The sequence below is a fragment of the Kitasatospora sp. NPDC098652 genome (assembly GCF_044760155.1).
Taxonomy (GTDB): Bacteria; Actinomycetota; Actinomycetes; order Streptomycetales; family Streptomycetaceae; genus Kitasatospora.
Genome location: NZ_JBIWAQ010000024.1, coordinates 97,696 through 113,126 on the forward strand (window position 1 = coordinate 97,696; position 15,431 = coordinate 113,126).

General features: G+C 73.6%; 18 protein-coding genes and 1 pseudogene. 14 read left to right on the forward strand and 5 right to left on the reverse strand.

The window, feature by feature from the left end; translation table 11 throughout:
* Nucleotides 1–89: 89 nt before the first annotated feature.
* Nucleotides 90–1,658, reverse strand: a complete 1,569-nt coding sequence (gene murJ, locus ACIQWA_RS34920; protein WP_402489613.1) for a murein biosynthesis integral membrane protein MurJ — start codon at nucleotides 1,656–1,658, stop codon at nucleotides 90–92.
* A gap of 228 nt (nucleotides 1,659–1,886) precedes the next feature.
* Between murJ and ACIQWA_RS34925 the strand changes: the two genes are divergently transcribed.
* From ACIQWA_RS34925 to ACIQWA_RS34950, 6 genes are all read left to right on the forward strand, one after another.
* Nucleotides 1,887–2,081: a hypothetical protein gene (locus ACIQWA_RS34925; RefSeq protein ID WP_402489572.1), complete on the forward strand. Its 195-nt coding sequence runs from the start codon at nucleotides 1,887–1,889 to the stop codon at nucleotides 2,079–2,081.
* A complete protein-coding gene (locus tag ACIQWA_RS34930; protein WP_402489574.1) occupies nucleotides 2,072–2,509 on the forward strand; it encodes a hypothetical protein in 438 nt (145 codons plus the stop codon). Before ACIQWA_RS34925 ends, ACIQWA_RS34930 begins: the two co-directional genes overlap by 10 nt.
* A 126-nt stretch (nucleotides 2,510–2,635) precedes the next feature.
* Nucleotides 2,636–2,962 (forward strand): hypothetical protein, encoded by a 327-nt coding sequence (locus tag ACIQWA_RS34935; protein ID WP_402489577.1) that lies wholly within the window; start codon nucleotides 2,636–2,638, stop codon nucleotides 2,960–2,962.
* A gap of 136 nt (nucleotides 2,963–3,098) precedes the next feature.
* Nucleotides 3,099–3,272 carry a hydrophobic protein gene (locus ACIQWA_RS34940; protein ID WP_402489580.1) on the forward strand — a complete coding sequence of 58 codons (174 nt, stop codon included), beginning with the start codon at nucleotides 3,099–3,101 and terminating at the stop codon, nucleotides 3,270–3,272.
* 225 nt (nucleotides 3,273–3,497) lie between these two features.
* On the forward strand, nucleotides 3,498–5,720 hold the full coding sequence (locus ACIQWA_RS34945) for a catalase (protein WP_402489583.1): 2,223 nt from the start codon (nucleotides 3,498–3,500) through the stop codon (nucleotides 5,718–5,720).
* A gap of 255 nt (nucleotides 5,721–5,975) precedes the next feature.
* A complete protein-coding gene (locus tag ACIQWA_RS34950; protein WP_402489585.1) occupies nucleotides 5,976–7,028 on the forward strand; it encodes a YihY/virulence factor BrkB family protein in 1,053 nt (350 codons plus the stop codon).
* A gap of 39 nt (nucleotides 7,029–7,067) precedes the next feature.
* Here ACIQWA_RS34950 and ACIQWA_RS34955 read toward each other — a convergent pair whose 3' ends face one another.
* On the reverse strand, nucleotides 7,068–8,027 hold the full coding sequence (locus tag ACIQWA_RS34955) for a SigB/SigF/SigG family RNA polymerase sigma factor (RefSeq protein WP_402489588.1): 960 nt from the start codon (nucleotides 8,025–8,027) through the stop codon (nucleotides 7,068–7,070).
* A gap of 447 nt (nucleotides 8,028–8,474) precedes the next feature.
* Here ACIQWA_RS34955 and ACIQWA_RS34960 point away from each other — a divergent pair, with 447 nt between their 5' ends.
* The 3 genes from ACIQWA_RS34960 to ACIQWA_RS34970 all read left to right on the forward strand — a co-directional run bounded on the left by ACIQWA_RS34960 (nucleotide 8,475) and on the right by ACIQWA_RS34970 (nucleotide 10,193).
* A complete protein-coding gene (locus ACIQWA_RS34960; protein ID WP_402489592.1) occupies nucleotides 8,475–9,476 on the forward strand; it encodes a PHP domain-containing protein in 1,002 nt (333 codons plus the stop codon).
* Nucleotides 9,477–9,716: 240 nt separating this feature from the next.
* Entirely contained in the window at nucleotides 9,717–9,890 is a 174-nt protein-coding gene (locus ACIQWA_RS34965) for a CsbD family protein (protein WP_360231778.1), read from the forward strand.
* Nucleotides 9,891–10,004: 114 nt separating this feature from the next.
* Entirely contained in the window at nucleotides 10,005–10,193 is a 189-nt protein-coding gene (locus ACIQWA_RS34970) for a hypothetical protein (RefSeq protein WP_402489595.1), read from the forward strand.
* A gap of 172 nt (nucleotides 10,194–10,365) precedes the next feature.
* Here the strand turns inward: ACIQWA_RS34970 and ACIQWA_RS34975 are convergent, their stop codons facing one another.
* On the reverse strand, nucleotides 10,366–10,926 hold the full coding sequence (locus ACIQWA_RS34975; RefSeq protein WP_402489598.1) for a type 1 glutamine amidotransferase domain-containing protein: 561 nt from the start codon (nucleotides 10,924–10,926) through the stop codon (nucleotides 10,366–10,368).
* A gap of 74 nt (nucleotides 10,927–11,000) precedes the next feature.
* Nucleotides 11,001–11,225, reverse strand: a complete 225-nt coding sequence (locus ACIQWA_RS34980) for a DUF6480 family protein (RefSeq protein WP_360231787.1) — start codon at nucleotides 11,223–11,225, stop codon at nucleotides 11,001–11,003.
* Between the two features lie 188 nt (nucleotides 11,226–11,413).
* On the opposite strand from ACIQWA_RS34980, the gene ACIQWA_RS34985 reads away from it, so the two are divergent.
* Together ACIQWA_RS34985 and ACIQWA_RS34990 are read left to right on the forward strand one after the other, a co-directional pair.
* A complete protein-coding gene (locus ACIQWA_RS34985) occupies nucleotides 11,414–12,067 on the forward strand; it encodes a HemK2/MTQ2 family protein methyltransferase (protein WP_402489600.1) in 654 nt (217 codons plus the stop codon).
* A gap of 25 nt (nucleotides 12,068–12,092) precedes the next feature.
* Nucleotides 12,093–12,305 (forward strand): CDGSH iron-sulfur domain-containing protein, encoded by a 213-nt coding sequence (locus ACIQWA_RS34990; RefSeq protein ID WP_402489615.1) that lies wholly within the window; start codon nucleotides 12,093–12,095, stop codon nucleotides 12,303–12,305.
* Here ACIQWA_RS34990 and ACIQWA_RS34995 read toward each other — a convergent pair.
* Nucleotides 12,255–13,295, reverse strand: coding sequence for an iron-containing redox enzyme family protein (locus ACIQWA_RS34995; RefSeq protein ID WP_402489603.1), 1,041 nt, complete (start codon nucleotides 13,293–13,295; stop codon nucleotides 12,255–12,257). The genes ACIQWA_RS34990 and ACIQWA_RS34995 overlap by 51 nt on opposite strands.
* A 145-nt stretch (nucleotides 13,296–13,440) precedes the next feature.
* Between ACIQWA_RS34995 and ddaH the strand changes: the two genes are divergently transcribed.
* From ddaH to ACIQWA_RS35010, 3 genes and pseudogenes are all read left to right on the forward strand, one after another.
* Nucleotides 13,441–14,268 carry a dimethylargininase gene (gene ddaH / locus ACIQWA_RS35000; protein ID WP_402489606.1) on the forward strand — a complete coding sequence of 276 codons (828 nt, stop codon included), beginning with the start codon at nucleotides 13,441–13,443 and terminating at the stop codon, nucleotides 14,266–14,268.
* A 20-nt stretch (nucleotides 14,269–14,288) separates the two neighbouring features.
* Entirely contained in the window at nucleotides 14,289–14,927 is a 639-nt protein-coding gene (locus ACIQWA_RS35005) for an endonuclease (protein ID WP_402489608.1), read from the forward strand.
* Nucleotides 14,928–15,058: 131 nt separating this feature from the next.
* A pseudogene (locus ACIQWA_RS35010) lies at nucleotides 15,059–15,431 on the forward strand (NADH dehydrogenase subunit D); the annotation flags it as partial.

A 15,431-nucleotide genomic window follows, 5' to 3' on the forward strand; every position in this document is an offset into this window, starting at 1 on the left:
GATCGCTTTTCCGACGAACGGTCAGGTCCGGCCATAGGCTCGGCCGCGGGTCGCACCCGGTCGGGCCCGGCCCGGGCCGCCGGGCAGGCTCAGCCCAGGCCCGGCAGGCTGCGCAGCTCCCCGATCCGCAACAGCCGGGCGGCGGCGAGGAACAGCAGCGCCATCGTGGCACCGCCCGCCAGCAGCGGGAGGGCCGGTGCCCAGGCGGCCGGGAGTGGGCCGTTGCCGCAGGAGCGAGCGATGACCCAGCCGACGCCTCCGGCCACCGCGGCGGCCACGGTCAGCTTGGCGTAGGTCCGGCAGATCCGCCGGCCGTCCAGGAGCCCGCCGGTGCGGCGGCGCAGCCGCACCGCTGTGAGCAGCAGCCCGACCCCGTACGAGACGGCGTAGGCGGCGGCCATACCGGTGACCGCCCACCGGGCGGGCAGCAGTTGGTGACAGGCCAGGGCCAGCGCGATGTTCACGCCGCCGATCCACAGCGCCGTACGGAACGGCGTCCGGGTGTCCTCGAAGGCGTAGCAGCCGCGAAGCAGCAGGTACTGGGCCGAGAACGGGATCAGCCCCAGCCCGAAGGCCTGCAGCATGTGGCCCAGCGGGGCGGTGGTGGCGGCGTCGGCGGCGCCGTGGGCGAACAGCAGTCGGGCGAGCTGCGGGCCGAAGGCGGCGAAGAAGAACGCCGCCGGGACGATCACCACCCCGCTGACCCGTAGCGCGCGGGAGAGGTCGGCGCGCAGGTCGTCGAGCCGGTGCTCAGCCGCCGCCCGGCTCATCCGCGGGAGGAGCACGGTGATCAGCGACACCGTGACCACCGACTGGGGCAGCATCCAGATCTGCTGGGCGTAGCTGTAGGCGGTGTAGCCGACCCCGTCGCCGGGCAGTGCGGCGTCCGCGTCGGAGGCCAGCCTGGTCACCACGGTGCTCGCCACCAGGTTGGCCAGGACGAACAGCAGCGTCCAGCGGGCCGCGCCCACACTGCTGCGCAGCCCGGTGCCCCGCCAGTCGAACCGCGGCCGCAGCCGGAAGCCGGCCGCCCGGGCGTACGGGACCAACGCCAGCGCCTGGAGGGCCAGGGCGACGGTGGTGCCGATGCCCAGCAGTCGGACCTGGGCGCCGGTGATCTCCGTGACCGTCGCCGGGACGGTCAGCAGGCCGAGGTAGAGGCCGAACACCGCGATCAGCACCAGGTTGTTCAGGACCGGCGTCCACATCATCGCGCCGAACCGGTTCCGGGCGTTGAGGGTCTGCCCGAAGACGGCGAACACCCCGTAGAAGAAGATCTGCGGCAGCAGGAACCGGGCGAAGACCACGGTCAGTTCGAACGCCTCGTGGGTGGCCGGGGTGTCGTCCTGGTAGATGCCGATGATCGCGGGCGCGGCCCAGGTGGCCAGCGCACTGCCGACGCCCAGCACGCACAGCACCAGGGTGACCAGCCGCTGCTCGAAGGCGACCCCGCCGTCCGCGTGCTCCACCCGGGCCCGCACCAACTGCGGGACCAGCACTGAGTTCAGCGCACCGCCGATCAGCAGGAAGTACAGGCTGGTGGGCACCGTGTTGGCCTGGTTGTAGGTCGTGGCCAGCAGGCCGGTGCCCAACGCCGCGCCCTGCACCACCTGCCGGATCAGCCCGGTGCCCCGCGACACCACCGTCCCGACGGCCATCAGCGCGGACGACCGCGCCACCCCGCCGTCCCCGGCCCGCCTGGGCGCCGCGTGTCTCCGGCGCTGCCCCGTGGATCGCGCTGACCTCTCGGGCGACGTCTTCTCGATCATGGCCACAATCTACGGGCCTGGGCCGCGACTTCCGGCCGTTCCCCCCAACTCCGCTGTGATCCGCGCCCGTTCCGGCCCATGGTGCACGGCCGCGCCCCGGGCCGGTAGGTTGTCACGATGACCGATCCCCTCCCACCCGACGGCCTCGTGCTGGGCACGGACGAACCGGCCGACCGCTGGGCCGACGCATGGCGGTCGGAGCAGGCCGCGCCGTCCCCGGGCGGCGGCCTCGGCAGGGTGACCGGGCCCGGCACCGGTCTCGACAAGCCCGACGAGCTCGACGAGCGGGAGAACGGCAGGACATGGAACTGACCAGGGGCGAGCGGCGCTCGATCGCGGCGGTGGCGCTGATCGGCGTCGGGGTGGCGGCCTGTTACGTGTGGGGCGGCGACGGGAGCGGATCCGACTACCCGCTCCCGTACAAGCGCCGCCCCGCCTCGCTCCTCCTGCGGATCGATCTGGCGGACCCGGACGCGAGGAACACCACCGTGGCGGCCGACGACCGCACCATAACCCTGGACGCCTCCTGGAGCGGCTGCGACTACAAGCCGGACCTGGTGGCGAAGGAATCCGCCGACCAGGTCACCCTGCTGCTGAACCGCCGCGACGCCTCCGGGCCGGACATCGGCTGCGAGGACGGCGGCATCGCCCGGCTCACCGCCGTCCTCCACCGCCCGCTCGGGGCACGCACGTTGACCGACGCCGTCACCGGGAAGCCCGTCCCGCACACCCACGGCTGAGGGCCCTCCCCGGGCGCGACAGCCTCAGTACTCGCCCGGCGACCACGGCCGCTGGCCGGCTTCACCCGGACGGCGCGGGTACTGGAGCACGCCGTCCTGCGGGCCATCGCCGAGCGTCGGGGCTTCGTGCCGCTGGTGGCGGGCGGCATCGGGCGGGGTGCCCTGACGGCCCGCTACGCCCTGGCCAAGATGGAGCGCGAGAGGCTGGACCACCAGACCCGGGTCTACTTCTCCTACAACGGCACCGCGCCGATCCCGGAGCGGGAGAGCCCCGGGCTGGAACAGCTGGGCAACTGGCCCCTCAGGCCCCGGCTGTTGAAGCTGGTCAGCGGCGACTTCAAGAACACCCTGAGCGACGACGACTTCGACGACCACTTCTCCAGTTCCCCGAACACGGGCACGTCCCTGATCACCAAGGAACTCGGCTCCTGGCTCATCGATCGCACCCAGTAGCCCGCCACCGGCCGCCGCCGCGCCGGGGGCGGCTCGGGATCCAGGAAAAACGCGTTCGGTCACCTCCGCATGGACCGGCCTCGATCGGGCACACGTCGTGTTCGAACATCCGCCCCTGAGAAGGAGGCCGAATCCCATGCTGATCCTGATCCTCGTCCTGCTCCTGGCCCTGATCCTGGGCGGCGCGGGCTTCGCCGTCCACGTGCTGTGGTGGATCGCCCTCGCTGTCCTGGTGATCTGGGTGCTGGGCTTCTTCTTCACCACGGGCAGCGGTGGCGGCCGGGGCCGTGGGCGGTGGTACCGATGGTGACCGTCGCCGCCCTGCTGCACTTCGCCCGGGTCGCCCACCGGCACGCCATGGACGATGACTGAGCCCCTGCGGCCGTCCCCTCTGCCCCTGACCGCCTGCCGGGCCGCCGCCGGCCCGGCCCAGGCCGCTGACCTGCTGCTGCACCCCTGAGAACCCCACCACCCTGCCGTCCCACCCCTGCCGACCCCACCCTGCTGCCCATCACCCCAGGACGGAGAACGCGCAATGAGCATCAATCCCGGAGGCCCCGAACACCGTCCGACCGCCCCGGCCACCCCGCCCACGACGACCCCCTCGCCCGAGCCCGCGCAGGCGCCCGAGCCGCAGAACCCCGGTCCCCCGACCAAGGACCGGCAACCCACCGACGCCAAGGACGCCGCACTCGACGCCGTCCGCGCCCCCGACCCGGACGGCCCGCTCACCACCGACCAGGGCGTGCGCGTCGACGACACCGACAACTCCCTCTCGGTCGGCGATCGCGGCCCCACCCTGCTGGAGGACTTCCACCTGCGGGAGAAGCTCACCCACTTCGACCACGAGCGCATCCCCGAGCGGGTGGTGCACGCTCGCGGCGCGGGCGCCTACGGCTACTTCGAGGCCTACGAGTCGCTCGCCGAGTTCACCTGCGCCGACTTCCTCCAGGAGGCGGGCCGACGGACACCCGTGTTCGTCCGCTTCTCGACCGTCCAAGGGCCGCGCGGCTCCGCCGACACCGTTCGCGACGTCCGCGGCTTCGCCGTCAAGTTCTACACCCGGCACGGCAATTACGACCTGGTCGGCAACAACATTCCGGTGTTCTTCATCCAGGACGCCGCGAAGTTCCCGGACTTCGTGCACGCCGTGAAGCCCGAGCCGCCGAACGAGATCCCCACCGGCGCCTCCGCCCACGACACCTTCTGGGACTTCTGCTCCCTCCAGCCCGAGTCGACCCACATGCTGATGTGGGCGATGTCCGACCGGGCCATCCCGCGCAGCTACCGGATGATGCAGGGCTTCGGCGTGCACACCTTCCGCCTGGTGGACCGCTCCGGGCGCGGCACCTTCGTGAAGTTCCACTGGCGGCCGCTGCTCGGTGTGGCCTGCCAGGTCTGGGACGAGGCCCAGCTGACCGCCGGGCGGGACCCTGACTTCCACCGCCGCGACCTGTGGGAGGCGATCGCGGACGGCGACTTCCCCGAGTACGAACTCGGCGTCCAACTCATCCCGGAGGAGGACGAGTTCGCCTTCCCGTTCGACCTGCTCGACCCGACCAAGCTGGTCCCCGAGGAGCTCGTCCCGGTGCGCCCGGTCGGCCGGATGGTCCTCGACCGCAACCCGCAGAACTTCTTCGCCGAGACCGAGCAGGCGGCCTTCCACACCGCCAACATCGTCCCCGGCATCGACTTCACCAACGACCCGCTGCTCCAGGGCCGCAACTTCTCGTACCTGGACACCCAGCTGATCCGCCTGGGCGGTCCCAACTTCTCCCAGCTGCCCGTCAACCGCCCGCTCGCCGAGGTCCGCACCAACCACCGCGACGGCTACGGCCAGCAGCAGATCCACGACGGCCCCAGCTACAGCCCGAACTCCCTCGGCGGCGGCTGCCCCGCCACGATGGGCGGCGGCCACCTGCCCGAGGGGGTGTTCCAGCACTACCAGGAGCGGATCGACGGCGCGGCCGTACGCCGCCGCAGCCCCAGCTTCGCCGACCACTACAGCCAGGCCCGGCTGTTCTGGCGCAGCATGGCGGACTGGGAGCAGCAGCACATCACGGCCGCCTTCGCCTTCGAGCTGGGCAAGGTGGGCAGCGACGAGGTCCGCCGCCGCATGGTCGGCAACCTGGTGCACGTGGACGGGGGGCTGGCGGCCGATGTCGCCCGGCGGATCGGCGTGCCCGAGCCGCAGCCGCCCTTCGAGGACGCCGCCCTCGGCGGGGACGCCGGAACGACCGCGGCCGCCGACGAATCGTCCGTCTCCCCCGCGCTGAGCCTGGAGAACCTGCGCGGCTCCGGCATCCGTACCCGCAGGGTCGCCGTCCTGACGGCTCCGGGCGTGGACGGCGACCAGGTCCGTGCCGCACGCGACGGGTTGGGCGCCGAGGGCGCAACGGTGGAGACGCTGGCCGCACACGGCGGGCACGTGCTCGCCCACGACGGCGGCCACTTGCCCGTGGACCGTCCGCTGCCCACCACGGCCTCGGTGCTGTACGACGCCGTCGTGGTGCCGGACGGCTGCGAGCCGGCGCTGTCCGCCGATCCCGACGCGGTCCGCTTCCTCGCCGAGGCGCTGCGCCACGGCAAGCCCGCCGCGCTGCTGGGCTCGGGCGTCGAGCTCGCCCGGGCGGGAGGCTTCGGCGCGCCGGACGGCCTGGCCGGCGTCGCGGTCGGCGGGCCGGAGGAGCCCGCCGGGCGGGAGTTCTGGGACGGCTTCGCCCGCCTGGTTGAGCACCACCGCTTCCCCGCCCGCTGAGCCCCGCCCGCTGACCTCCGCCCGCAGAGCCCCGACCGCTGACCTCCGCCCGCTGCCCCCGGGCGCGCTGCCCCGGACCACTCCGGGGCAGCGCGGGGTCCGGCCGACGCCATGGTCGCGGCTGACGGGCCGGCCTCACCGTGCCGAGCCCCGGCTTCGCGCCCCGTGGCGTAGGGACGACCCGAGCGGGCAGACGCACCCGCGCGGGCCCAGGCCGTGGCGGGTCCGCGTACCGGCGGCGCGGAGGAGGACGGCATGAACCCGGTCGAACGCGGGCTGCGCTCGCTGGACGGCTTCCAGCAGCGCCACCGGCCCACCGCCGTGGTCTTCGGCGTGGTCAAGAAGTACGGCGACGACCGCGGCGGGCTGCTCGCCGCGCTGATCAGCTACTACGGCTTCCTCGCCCTGATCCCGCTGCTGCTCCTGCTGAGCACCGTGCTGGGCTTCGTGCTGCACGGCAACCCCGGGGCGCAGCGGTCCGTCCTCGACTCCGCCCTCGCCGACTTCCCGATCATCGGCGACCAGCTCCGCCAGAACGTCCACTCGCTCCGGGGCAGCGGCTTCGCCCTGGCCGTCGGCATGCTGTTCCTGCTCTACGGCGCCCTGGGCATCGCCCAGGTGCTGCAGCACGCGATGGCCGAGATCTGGAACGTCCCCGGCGTGCGCCGCCCCGGCTACTGGCCCCGGCTGGCCCGTGGACTGCTGCTCCTGGTGGTGCTCGGCAGCGGCCTGGTGCTCGGCACCGCGGCCGCCTCGGTCGTCACCTCCTCGCTCGGCGGGCCCGCCGCCCGGGTGGGCGGGCTGCTCGTCTCCGCGCTGCTGAACGCCGCCCTGTGCCTGGCCTGCTTCCGGGTGCTCACCCCGCGCGGGATCCCGACCAGCGCGCTCTGGCCGGGCTGCGCGGTGGCGGGCCCGCTGTTCACCGTCCTCCAGGCCTTCGGCTCGCTTCTCGTCGTGCACGAGCTGCGCCACGCCGGCCAGGTGTACGGCTTCTTCGCCACCGTGATCGGCCTGCTCTCCTGGCTCTACCTGGCCGCGCAGATCACCGTCTACGCCGCCGAGAGCAATGTCGTCCTCGCCCGCCGGCTGTGGCCGCGCAGCCTGCTCCAGCCGCCGCTCACCAACGCCGACGAACGGGTGCTCGACGCGATCGCCCGCCAGGAGGAGCGCCGCCCCGAACAGCGGGTCGACGTCGCCTTCACGGACCACGGGCCCCCGCCGGACAACGACCCACCGGGCCCCGAGCCCCCGGAGCCCGACCCCGGCGCTTCGCCGCAGGGCCCCACCCGTGACGCCCCCGGAAGGTGAACCGCCGACCACGCCCGACCCCACCGCCCCCGGCGTCGTTCAGCGGGCCCGCGGCTCGGCCCCGCAGGCGACCGGATCGTCCGGGTGCGGGTCCGACCAGCCGGGCGCGTCGTCGTTCTCCAGGCGTTCGCGCAGCCCGCTCAGGGTGGTGCTGAGCAGCCGGGAGACGTGCATCTGGGAGACGCCGATCCGGGCCGCGATCTCGGACTGGGTCAGGCCGTCCCAGAAGCGCAGCTTGAGCACGGTCTGCTCGCGCTCGGGCAGGTGGGCCAGCAGGGGGCGCACGGCGGTGCGGAAGTCGGCCAGTTCGATGCCGGGATCGCAGTCGCCGAGACGGTCGAGCATCGCGCTGCCGCTCTCGTCGGTGTCCTGGTCGCGCAGCGCGTCGAGGGAGTCGGGGCGGTAGACCCGGCCGGCCACCAGTCCTTCGGTGGCCTGCTCCACGGTGAGGTGGAGGCCCTCCGCGATCTCCTCGGGGCTCGGGAGGCGGCCGAGTTCCTGTTCCAGCCGGTCCGAGCCGCGGGCGACGGTCAGGTAGAGCTCCTGCATGCTGCGCGGCACGCGGACGGGCCAGGAGGTGTCGCGGAAGAACCGCTTGATCTCGCCGGTGATGGTGGGGACGGCGTAGGTGATGAACTCGACGCCGCGCTGCGGGTCGTAGCCGTCGACGGCCTTGATCAGGCCGATCGTGCCGACCTGGAGGATGTCCTCCATGTCCTCCGCGCGGTGGCGGAAGCGGGCCGCGATGAAGCGCACCAGCGGCATGTTCAGCTCGATGATGGTGCCGCGGACGTAGCTGTAGGCGCTGCTCTCGCGGGCCAGCGCGGCCAGCCGCTCGAACAGCGCGTCGCTCAGTTCGCGCGCCTCGGCCTTGCCCATCGCCCGCAGCTCGGCCTCGGTGTACCGGGGCGGCAGGTCGGACGGGCGGTGTACGGGATCGGACGGGCGGTGTACGGGATTCGACAGCGGGCGGGAAACAGGCTTCGAAAGGGTGAACACTGTTGCTCCTGGGCATCGGGGTGAACGCCCCGCTCCGCGAACGGTGGCCGCTCGCGTGCTGAGGACTTCTTCCCCCAGGACCTGTGCCCTGCTTCTTCAAGCGACGGTCCCGGTGGCACTCGGGGGTGCCGGTGGCATTCATGGGTGCCGGTGGCATTCATGGGTGCCGGTGGCATTCATGGGTGCCGGTGCGGCCGTCGGACCAGCCGAGGGCCGCTGCAACGGGTGTTCTACCCAGATATACGACATTGAATTCACGTTTAGTCTGACTTGTGCAGATTCGACCAGATGTCTACCCTCGCACTGGCCCGAAGTTTCGGCCCCGCTCACCCGGCAAGACGCCCGCCATGACGACAACCAGCGTGCCCACCCGACCCCGCACCGTGGTCATCACGGGCGCCGGCGCCGGGTCCCCGCCGGTGCGGTGACCGAACGGGACGGATCGTCATGGACCCCGCGGAGGCACTGCGACGGATCGCGTTCCTGCTGGAGTGGAGCGGCGCCTCCCCCTACCGGGTCCGCGCCTTCCACACCGCGGCCGGCGCCCTGACGGGCCTGCCCCCGGGCCCGGTGGACCCGGCCCGCGCCCGGCAGCTGCCCGGGATCGGCCCGGTGACCGCCCAGGTGATCGCGGAGGCCTCCGACGGCCGTACGCCCGGCTACCTGCGCCGCCTGGAGGAGGCCGCCGGACCGGCCGCCCGCTCCGGCTGGCAGCTGGCGTCGGCGGCGCAGGGCGACTGCCACCTGCACTCGGACTGGTCCGACGGCGGCCACCCGATCGAGGAGATGGCGGCCGCCGCCCGGGCTCTCGGACACCGGTGGGCGGTGCTCACCGACCACTCCCCGCGCCTCACGATCGCCCACGGGCTCAGCCCGGAACGCCTGCGGCACCAGCTCGACGCCGTCGCCGCGTACAACGGCCGGGACGGCGCCTTCCGCCTCCTGAGCGGAATCGAGTGCGACATCCTGGACGACGGCGCGCTCGACCAGGAGCCCGGCCTGCTCGACCGCCTGGACGTGGTGGTCGCCTCGGTGCACTCCAAGCTCCGCTCCGACCCGGAAACGATGACCGGCCGGATGCTCGCGGCCGTCCGCAACCCCCGGACCAACGTGCTCGGACACTGCACGGGCCGGATCGTCACCGGGCGCGGCCGGCCGCAGTCCCGCTTCGGCGCCGAGGCCGTGTTCGCCGCCTGTGCCGAGAACGGCACGGCGGTGGAGATCAACTGCCGCCCCGAGCGCCGTGATCCGCCCGACGACCTGCTGCGACTGGCCGCCGACGCGGGCTGCCTGTTCGCCGTCGACACCGACGCCCACGCACCGGACCAACTCCACTGGCACACCACCGGCTACGCCCGCGCCGCACGCGTCGGCCTCACCCGGGACCGGCTCGTCACCACGTGGTCCGGCGAGCGCCTCCTCGCCTGGGCCGGGTCCGCCCACGCCTGAGCGGACTCCGGCCCGGGCACCCGGTTCCCCACCAGGAGGAGTTCGCGCTGGAACAGGCCCTCAGGCGGCTCCCGCACCGCCCCCGACGAGCGGCCCGCCGCCGGCCTCCCCGCGGACGCCGAACCGCCGGACGACGAACCGCCGGACGACGAGTCGGCGGACGGCGCGCATGGAACCGCGCTGCCCGGGCAGGCGCCGCCAGGGGCGGAGCTCGCCCCACCGGCGAAAGGAGCGTACGGCATGGGTACCTCGGACAAGATCCGCAACATGGCCGAGAAGGCCCGCGGCAAGGCGAAGGAGGCCGTCGGCCGGACGACGGGCGACCGCCCGATGGAGGCCGAGGGCCGCGTCGACCAGGTGAAGGGCGACCTCAAGCAGGCCGCCGAGAAGCTCAAGGACGCGGGCAAGCACTGAGACGCCGCCCGGAAGACCGTGACGTGGCACGTACGCCGAGACGTCCGTGTGATGAAGGTGCTGTTCGGCCCTGACATCGCGTCGGGGCGGAGGACGTTCGAGGAGGTGAGCAGGATGAGCGACGGGAAGGACCGCGCGCCGACGGAACCGGCGTCCCCGATCGAGACTCCCGAGTCGCGGATGACCGGCGAGGGCGGACCGCCGCCCGAACACGAGGAGGAGAAGGGCCCGCAGGACGGCCCGGAGTTCGAAGTCACCGAGCCCGCGGACGAACACCGGCCCGCTCCACCGGAGCGCGGCTGACGACACCGGCGGCCGGCGCGGGAGCGGCGGCCCGGGCTGTAAAGGTGATCACATGATCCGCTCCCGCGCTGCAGTTCGCCGAGCCCGGCTTCGACGCCACCGGTCGGGCCGAGGTGGCGGCCCCGGACACAGCGGGCCGGGCAACGGGCTCACGAGCAAGCTCAGTGGGACCTCACGGTGTGGCCCCCAGCTTGAGCGCGGCGTCGATCCCGCGCAGGAACTGGTCGAGGTCGTCGGGTTTGCGCGAGGTCACGAGGCGCCAGCCGCCGGTGTCGTCCGTCACGAGCGCGGCGTCCGCCCAGGTCGCACCGGCGTTGGCGAGGTCGGTGCGCAGCGACGGGTAGGAGGTGAGCTCCTTGCCGTGCGCCACCCCGGCCTCGGCGAGCAGCCAGGGACCGTGGCAGATCGCGGCGACGGGGCGGCCGGACGTGGTGAAGGCGAGCAGGATGTCGACGGCTTCCCGGTGGGTCCGGAGGGTGTCGGCGTTGAGCGTGCCGCCGGGGATGAGGAGCAGGTCGTAGCCGGTGGCGTCCACCTCCTCGAGGGTGTGGGTCGGGCTCACCGTCTCGCCGGGCTCCTTGTCGCCGACGAGGGTGCGGATGTCGTCCCGGGTGGGGGCGGCGATGTCGACGTGCACACCGTCCTCGCGCAAGTGCTTGACGGGGACGAGGAGTTCGTCCTGCTCGACCCCGTAGTTGGTGACGATCGCCAGGGCCTTGGTGTCGCGGTTCACGGTTACCTCCTGCGGGTCGTGGTCGGGTGCGGCGCCGCCGGGCCGCGGGATACGGCCGGCACGCCCGGATCCGGTCAGGCCAGTACGAAGATCATGGCGACGAGCATGACCGCGACGGCCAGCGCCAACGCCACGATCACGACCGCGGGCCAGATGCCCCAGGCCCTGCGGAGTTCCACGGGTTCGGGATGGGAGATGCCGGACGTGCCTCCCTCGGCCGGCGGGGTGTCCCCACCGGGCAGGGTGCCGTGCTCGTTGAGCGCCGGGGTGTGGGCCGGGTCCGGGTCGGGTGTGGTCATGATGCGTCCAGGGTGGTGCGGGCTCCGATGCCGGGCGGCTTCCCGGGGCCCCTGGTCCGAAACCTCGCACGGAACCGGGCGGACCGGTTTCGCCGCCCCGAAACCGGCAAGCCGCCGGTCATGGGCGTTCCCACCACACCGCCGGCCGGCCCCGCCGCGCCGCCTCCCCCGAGAGGAGACCGGACGCCGTGCTGCTGATCAGACCGCCGGGTGTCTACCGGCCTCAGGGCGACACCGAACTGCTGGTCTCCTGCGTGCACCACGAGCGCCTCGGCCGGGCCAGCCGGGTGCTCGACCTCTGCACCGGTACGGGGGCGGTCGCGCTGGCGGCCGCGGGCGACGGCGCCCGGGTGACGGCGGTGGACCTCTCCCGCCGGGCCGTGGCCACGGCCTGGCTCAACGCGCGGCTGCACCGCAGCCAGGTCCGGCTGCGCCGGGGCGATCTGCTGGCCCCGGTGGCGGAGCGCCGTTTCGACCTGATCACCGCCAATCCGCCCTACGTCCCGGCCGTGGCCCCCGCGGGCGGCCGACCCGGGCCCGGGCTCGCGTGGGACGCGGGGCCGGACGGACGGCTCGTCCTGGACCGGATCTGCCGGGAGGCACCGCGGCGGCTGGCCCCCGGGGGCGTGCTGCTCCTGGTGCAGTCCTCCCTCGCGGACGTCCCCGCCACGCTGGCGGCCCTCGGCGCGTCCGGGCTGCGGACGGCGGTGACAGCCCGGCGCCGGCAGGCCTTCGGTCCGGTGATGACGGCGCGGGCCGCACTGTTCGAGCGGCTCGGGCTGATCGCTCCGGGCGAGCGCCACGAGGTCCTGGTGGTGGTGCGCGGTGTCCGGGAACGCTGACCGGCCCACGACCCGGGTGGTCGTGGTGCCCGGCGGTCCGCTGCTGGTCGAGGGACCGGTGGAGGTGGTCCTGCCGAACGGCGAGGTCCGGCGCTCCGAGCGACCGGTCGTGGCGCTCTGCGCGTGCCACCGCAGCCGGTGCTACCCGTTCTGCGACACCAGCCACCGTCGCCCCCGCAGGGGCGGCTCAAGCCGCGGTGACTTCCGAGGGGAGCGCGGGAAGGGCGGGGAGGGCTGAGCGCAGGGACGTGCGTCCGGCCCGCCAGCAGCCGAGCAGGTGGTCCGCGAACCGGCCCTCGACGACCTGCGCGGCGGCCAGACCGAAGGCGATGTCCGGTGCCAACTCCGGCTCGTCTGCGATCAGTTGCTCCACGACCCCACGCCGGACCAGCTGCTCGTGGACGGCGTCGGCCTCCACGTGCTCCCGGTAGAACAGGGTGCCGTCCGGCCCGCCGCCCAGTCGCTCCAGCGCGGCCGCCAGCCGTGCGGACCCCGGCGAGGAGGTGATCTCCAGGGCGGCGAACTGCCCGACGGCCGCTCCGCGCAGCGCCCGGTGCAGGCCGAAGAGCGTCATCAGGTTGACCACCGCCAGGGCGGGGGCCGGGACGAGGTCCAGGTAGTGGGCGTAGTCCGGTTCGAGGCCGAAGGCCGCCATCATCCGGGCGTACAGCCCCGCGTGGGCGCGTTCGGGGCGCCCTGCGCCGTACTCGTCGTAGACGATCGCCATCAGGACGGCCTGCGCCGAGCCGTGGATCCTCGGGAGCAGCCACAGCTGCGGATCGGCCTCCTTGAGGTGGTAGACCGAGCGGTGCACCAGGTACTCGCGGACGTGCCGGAGGCCGCCCTCGTCGCGCAGGAAGTGCGACGGGCCGATGTCGTCCGGGGACTCCGTCAGCAGCTGGTCGAGGGCGTCCGCGACCGACCGGACAGGCTCCGCCTCGGCGCGCACCGCAGCGAGCAACGAGCGCTCCAGATTCCTTCGCAAGGTCAGCAGTTCGGGCTCCCACTCCCAGCCGGGAAGGACCCCGGGCAGTCCCCGGTCATGGAGTTCGTAGCACAGGTACAGCGCGAACTGGTGGTCCTCGCCCCAGGGGTCGGCGAACGGGCCCGGCGGCGCCAGCAACCGCCCCGCCCCCGGCGGCCCCGCGGTCACCAGCCCCAGCACCGCGGCCGACAACGGCCCGCGCGCGCCCCACCGCCCGTCCACCGCCCACTCCGCTCCGCCCATCGGCTCCCGCCTCCTCGCACACCCTTGCCCCCGCCCACCCGCCGGTGCGGCTACCCCACCCCGCCGAGGACTAACGCCCGGGCCGCGGCCCCGCTCCCGGTCCGCCCCCAGGTTTCCCGCCCGCCGGTCCGGGCACGCGCCGCGCATGGACAAGTCCGGTTCCCCTCGGACGGCCCGGCGCCGCCGCTACCTGCTCTGCCCTCCGGTGCACTTCGCCGTGGAGTACGCCATCAACCCGTGGATGGACCCGGCCCGGCCGGTCGACCCGGGTACCGCGTTGCGGCAGTGGAACCGGCTGCGCACCGTCCTGCTCGCCCTCGGGCACCGCGTCGAACTCCTCGCTCCGCTGCCGGGGCTGCCGGACATGGTCTTCACCGCGAACGGCGCCACGGTCGTCGACGGCCGCGTCCTGGTCGCCCGCTTCCGGCACCACCAGCGCGCGGCGGAAGCGGAGGCGCACCGGCGCTGGTTCGTGGCCGCTGGCTACCGGCCGGTGCACACGGCGGGGCCGGTCAACGAGGGCGAGGGCGACTTCCTGCTCGCCGGGCCGCGGATCCTGGCCGCGACGGGCTTCCGCACGAGTCGGGCGGCGCACCGCGAGGCCCGTCGGCTGCTGGACCGGCCCGTGGTCACACTGACCCTGGTCGACCCGCGGTTCTACCACCTCGACACCGCGCTCACCGTCCTGGACGACGACCAGATCATGTACTACCCGCCCGCGTTCGCCCCCGCCAGCAGACGCCTGCTGCACACGCTCTACCCGCACGCGATCCTCGCCTCGGCGCAGGACGCGGCGACGTTCGGGCTCAACGCGGTCAGCGACGGCCGCCACGTCGTCCTGCCCGCGGGCGCGCACGGGTTGGCGGGCCGCCTCCACGCCGAGGGGTACGTGCCCGTACCGGTCCGGATGCCCGAACTCCTCAAGGGCGGCGGCGGGCCGAAGTGCTGCGTACTCGAACTGCGCCCTGCCTGACTCATGGAAAGGACCGTCCGATGGACACCGCCGACGTGACCGCCGCGCTGCTGCGCGACCACGGGCGGACGTACGCCGACGAAGCCGGCATCACCCTTCGCGACAAGCCCGCCCCGCTGTACCAGCTGCTGGTCCTCACTGTTCTCTGCTCGATCCGGATCAAAGCGGAGATCGCCACCGCCGCGGCCCGCGAGCTGTTCGCCGCGGGGCTGCGGACGCCGCGCGCGATGGCGGACTCCGGCTGGCAGGACCGGGTGGACGCGCTCGGCCGGGCGCACTACGTCCGGTACGACGAGAGCACCGCCACCGCCCTCGGGGACGGCGCCGCCCTGCTGCTCGACCGCTACGCGGGCGACCTGCGGAAGCTGCACGCGCGGGCCGACGGCGACCTGGGGAGGCTGCGCGAGCTGCTCCAGGAGGTACCGAGGATCGGACCGGTGGGCGCCGACATCTTCTGCCGCGAGGCCCAGGCCGTCTGGCCGGACCTGCGTCCGTTCTTCGACGAGCGCGCATGTGCGACCGCCGCCGAACTCGGCCTGCCGCACACCCCGGACGGCCTCGCGAAACTCGTACCGGCGGCGGACTCGGCGCGGCTGGCGGCCGCCCTGGTGCGCGTGCGCCTGTCCAAGCGCGTGGCCGACACACGCCGAGCCGCCTGAACCCGGGCCGGCCCGGCTCCGGGCGACCCAGCGGTGGCCCCGCGGCGACCCAGCGGTGGCCCCCGCCGGGGCCGCGGAGGCACGATCGAAGGACGGACGCGACCGGCGCCCGGGCGGAGGTCGGACGACTGATGAGCGGCACCGAGCACGAGCCGGCAGAAACACGGGACACGACCGAGGGCCGGGTCTACACCGTCACCGGCGGTGACTGGGACGAGGTCGCCGATGCCGTACTGGCGCGCAAACGGGCGGACGACGAGCGGATCATCGTCAACATGGGCCCCCAGCACCCGTCCACCCACGGCGTGCTGCGGCTGATCCTGGAGATCGACGGCGAGACGGTGCGGGAGGCCCGCTGCGGCATCGGCTACCTCCACACCGGCATCGAGAAGAACATGGAGTTCCGCAACTGGGTCCAGGGCACCACCTTCGTGACCCGGATGGACTACCTGACCCCGCTGTTCAACGAGACCGCCTACTGCCTGGCGGTCGAGAAGCTGCTCG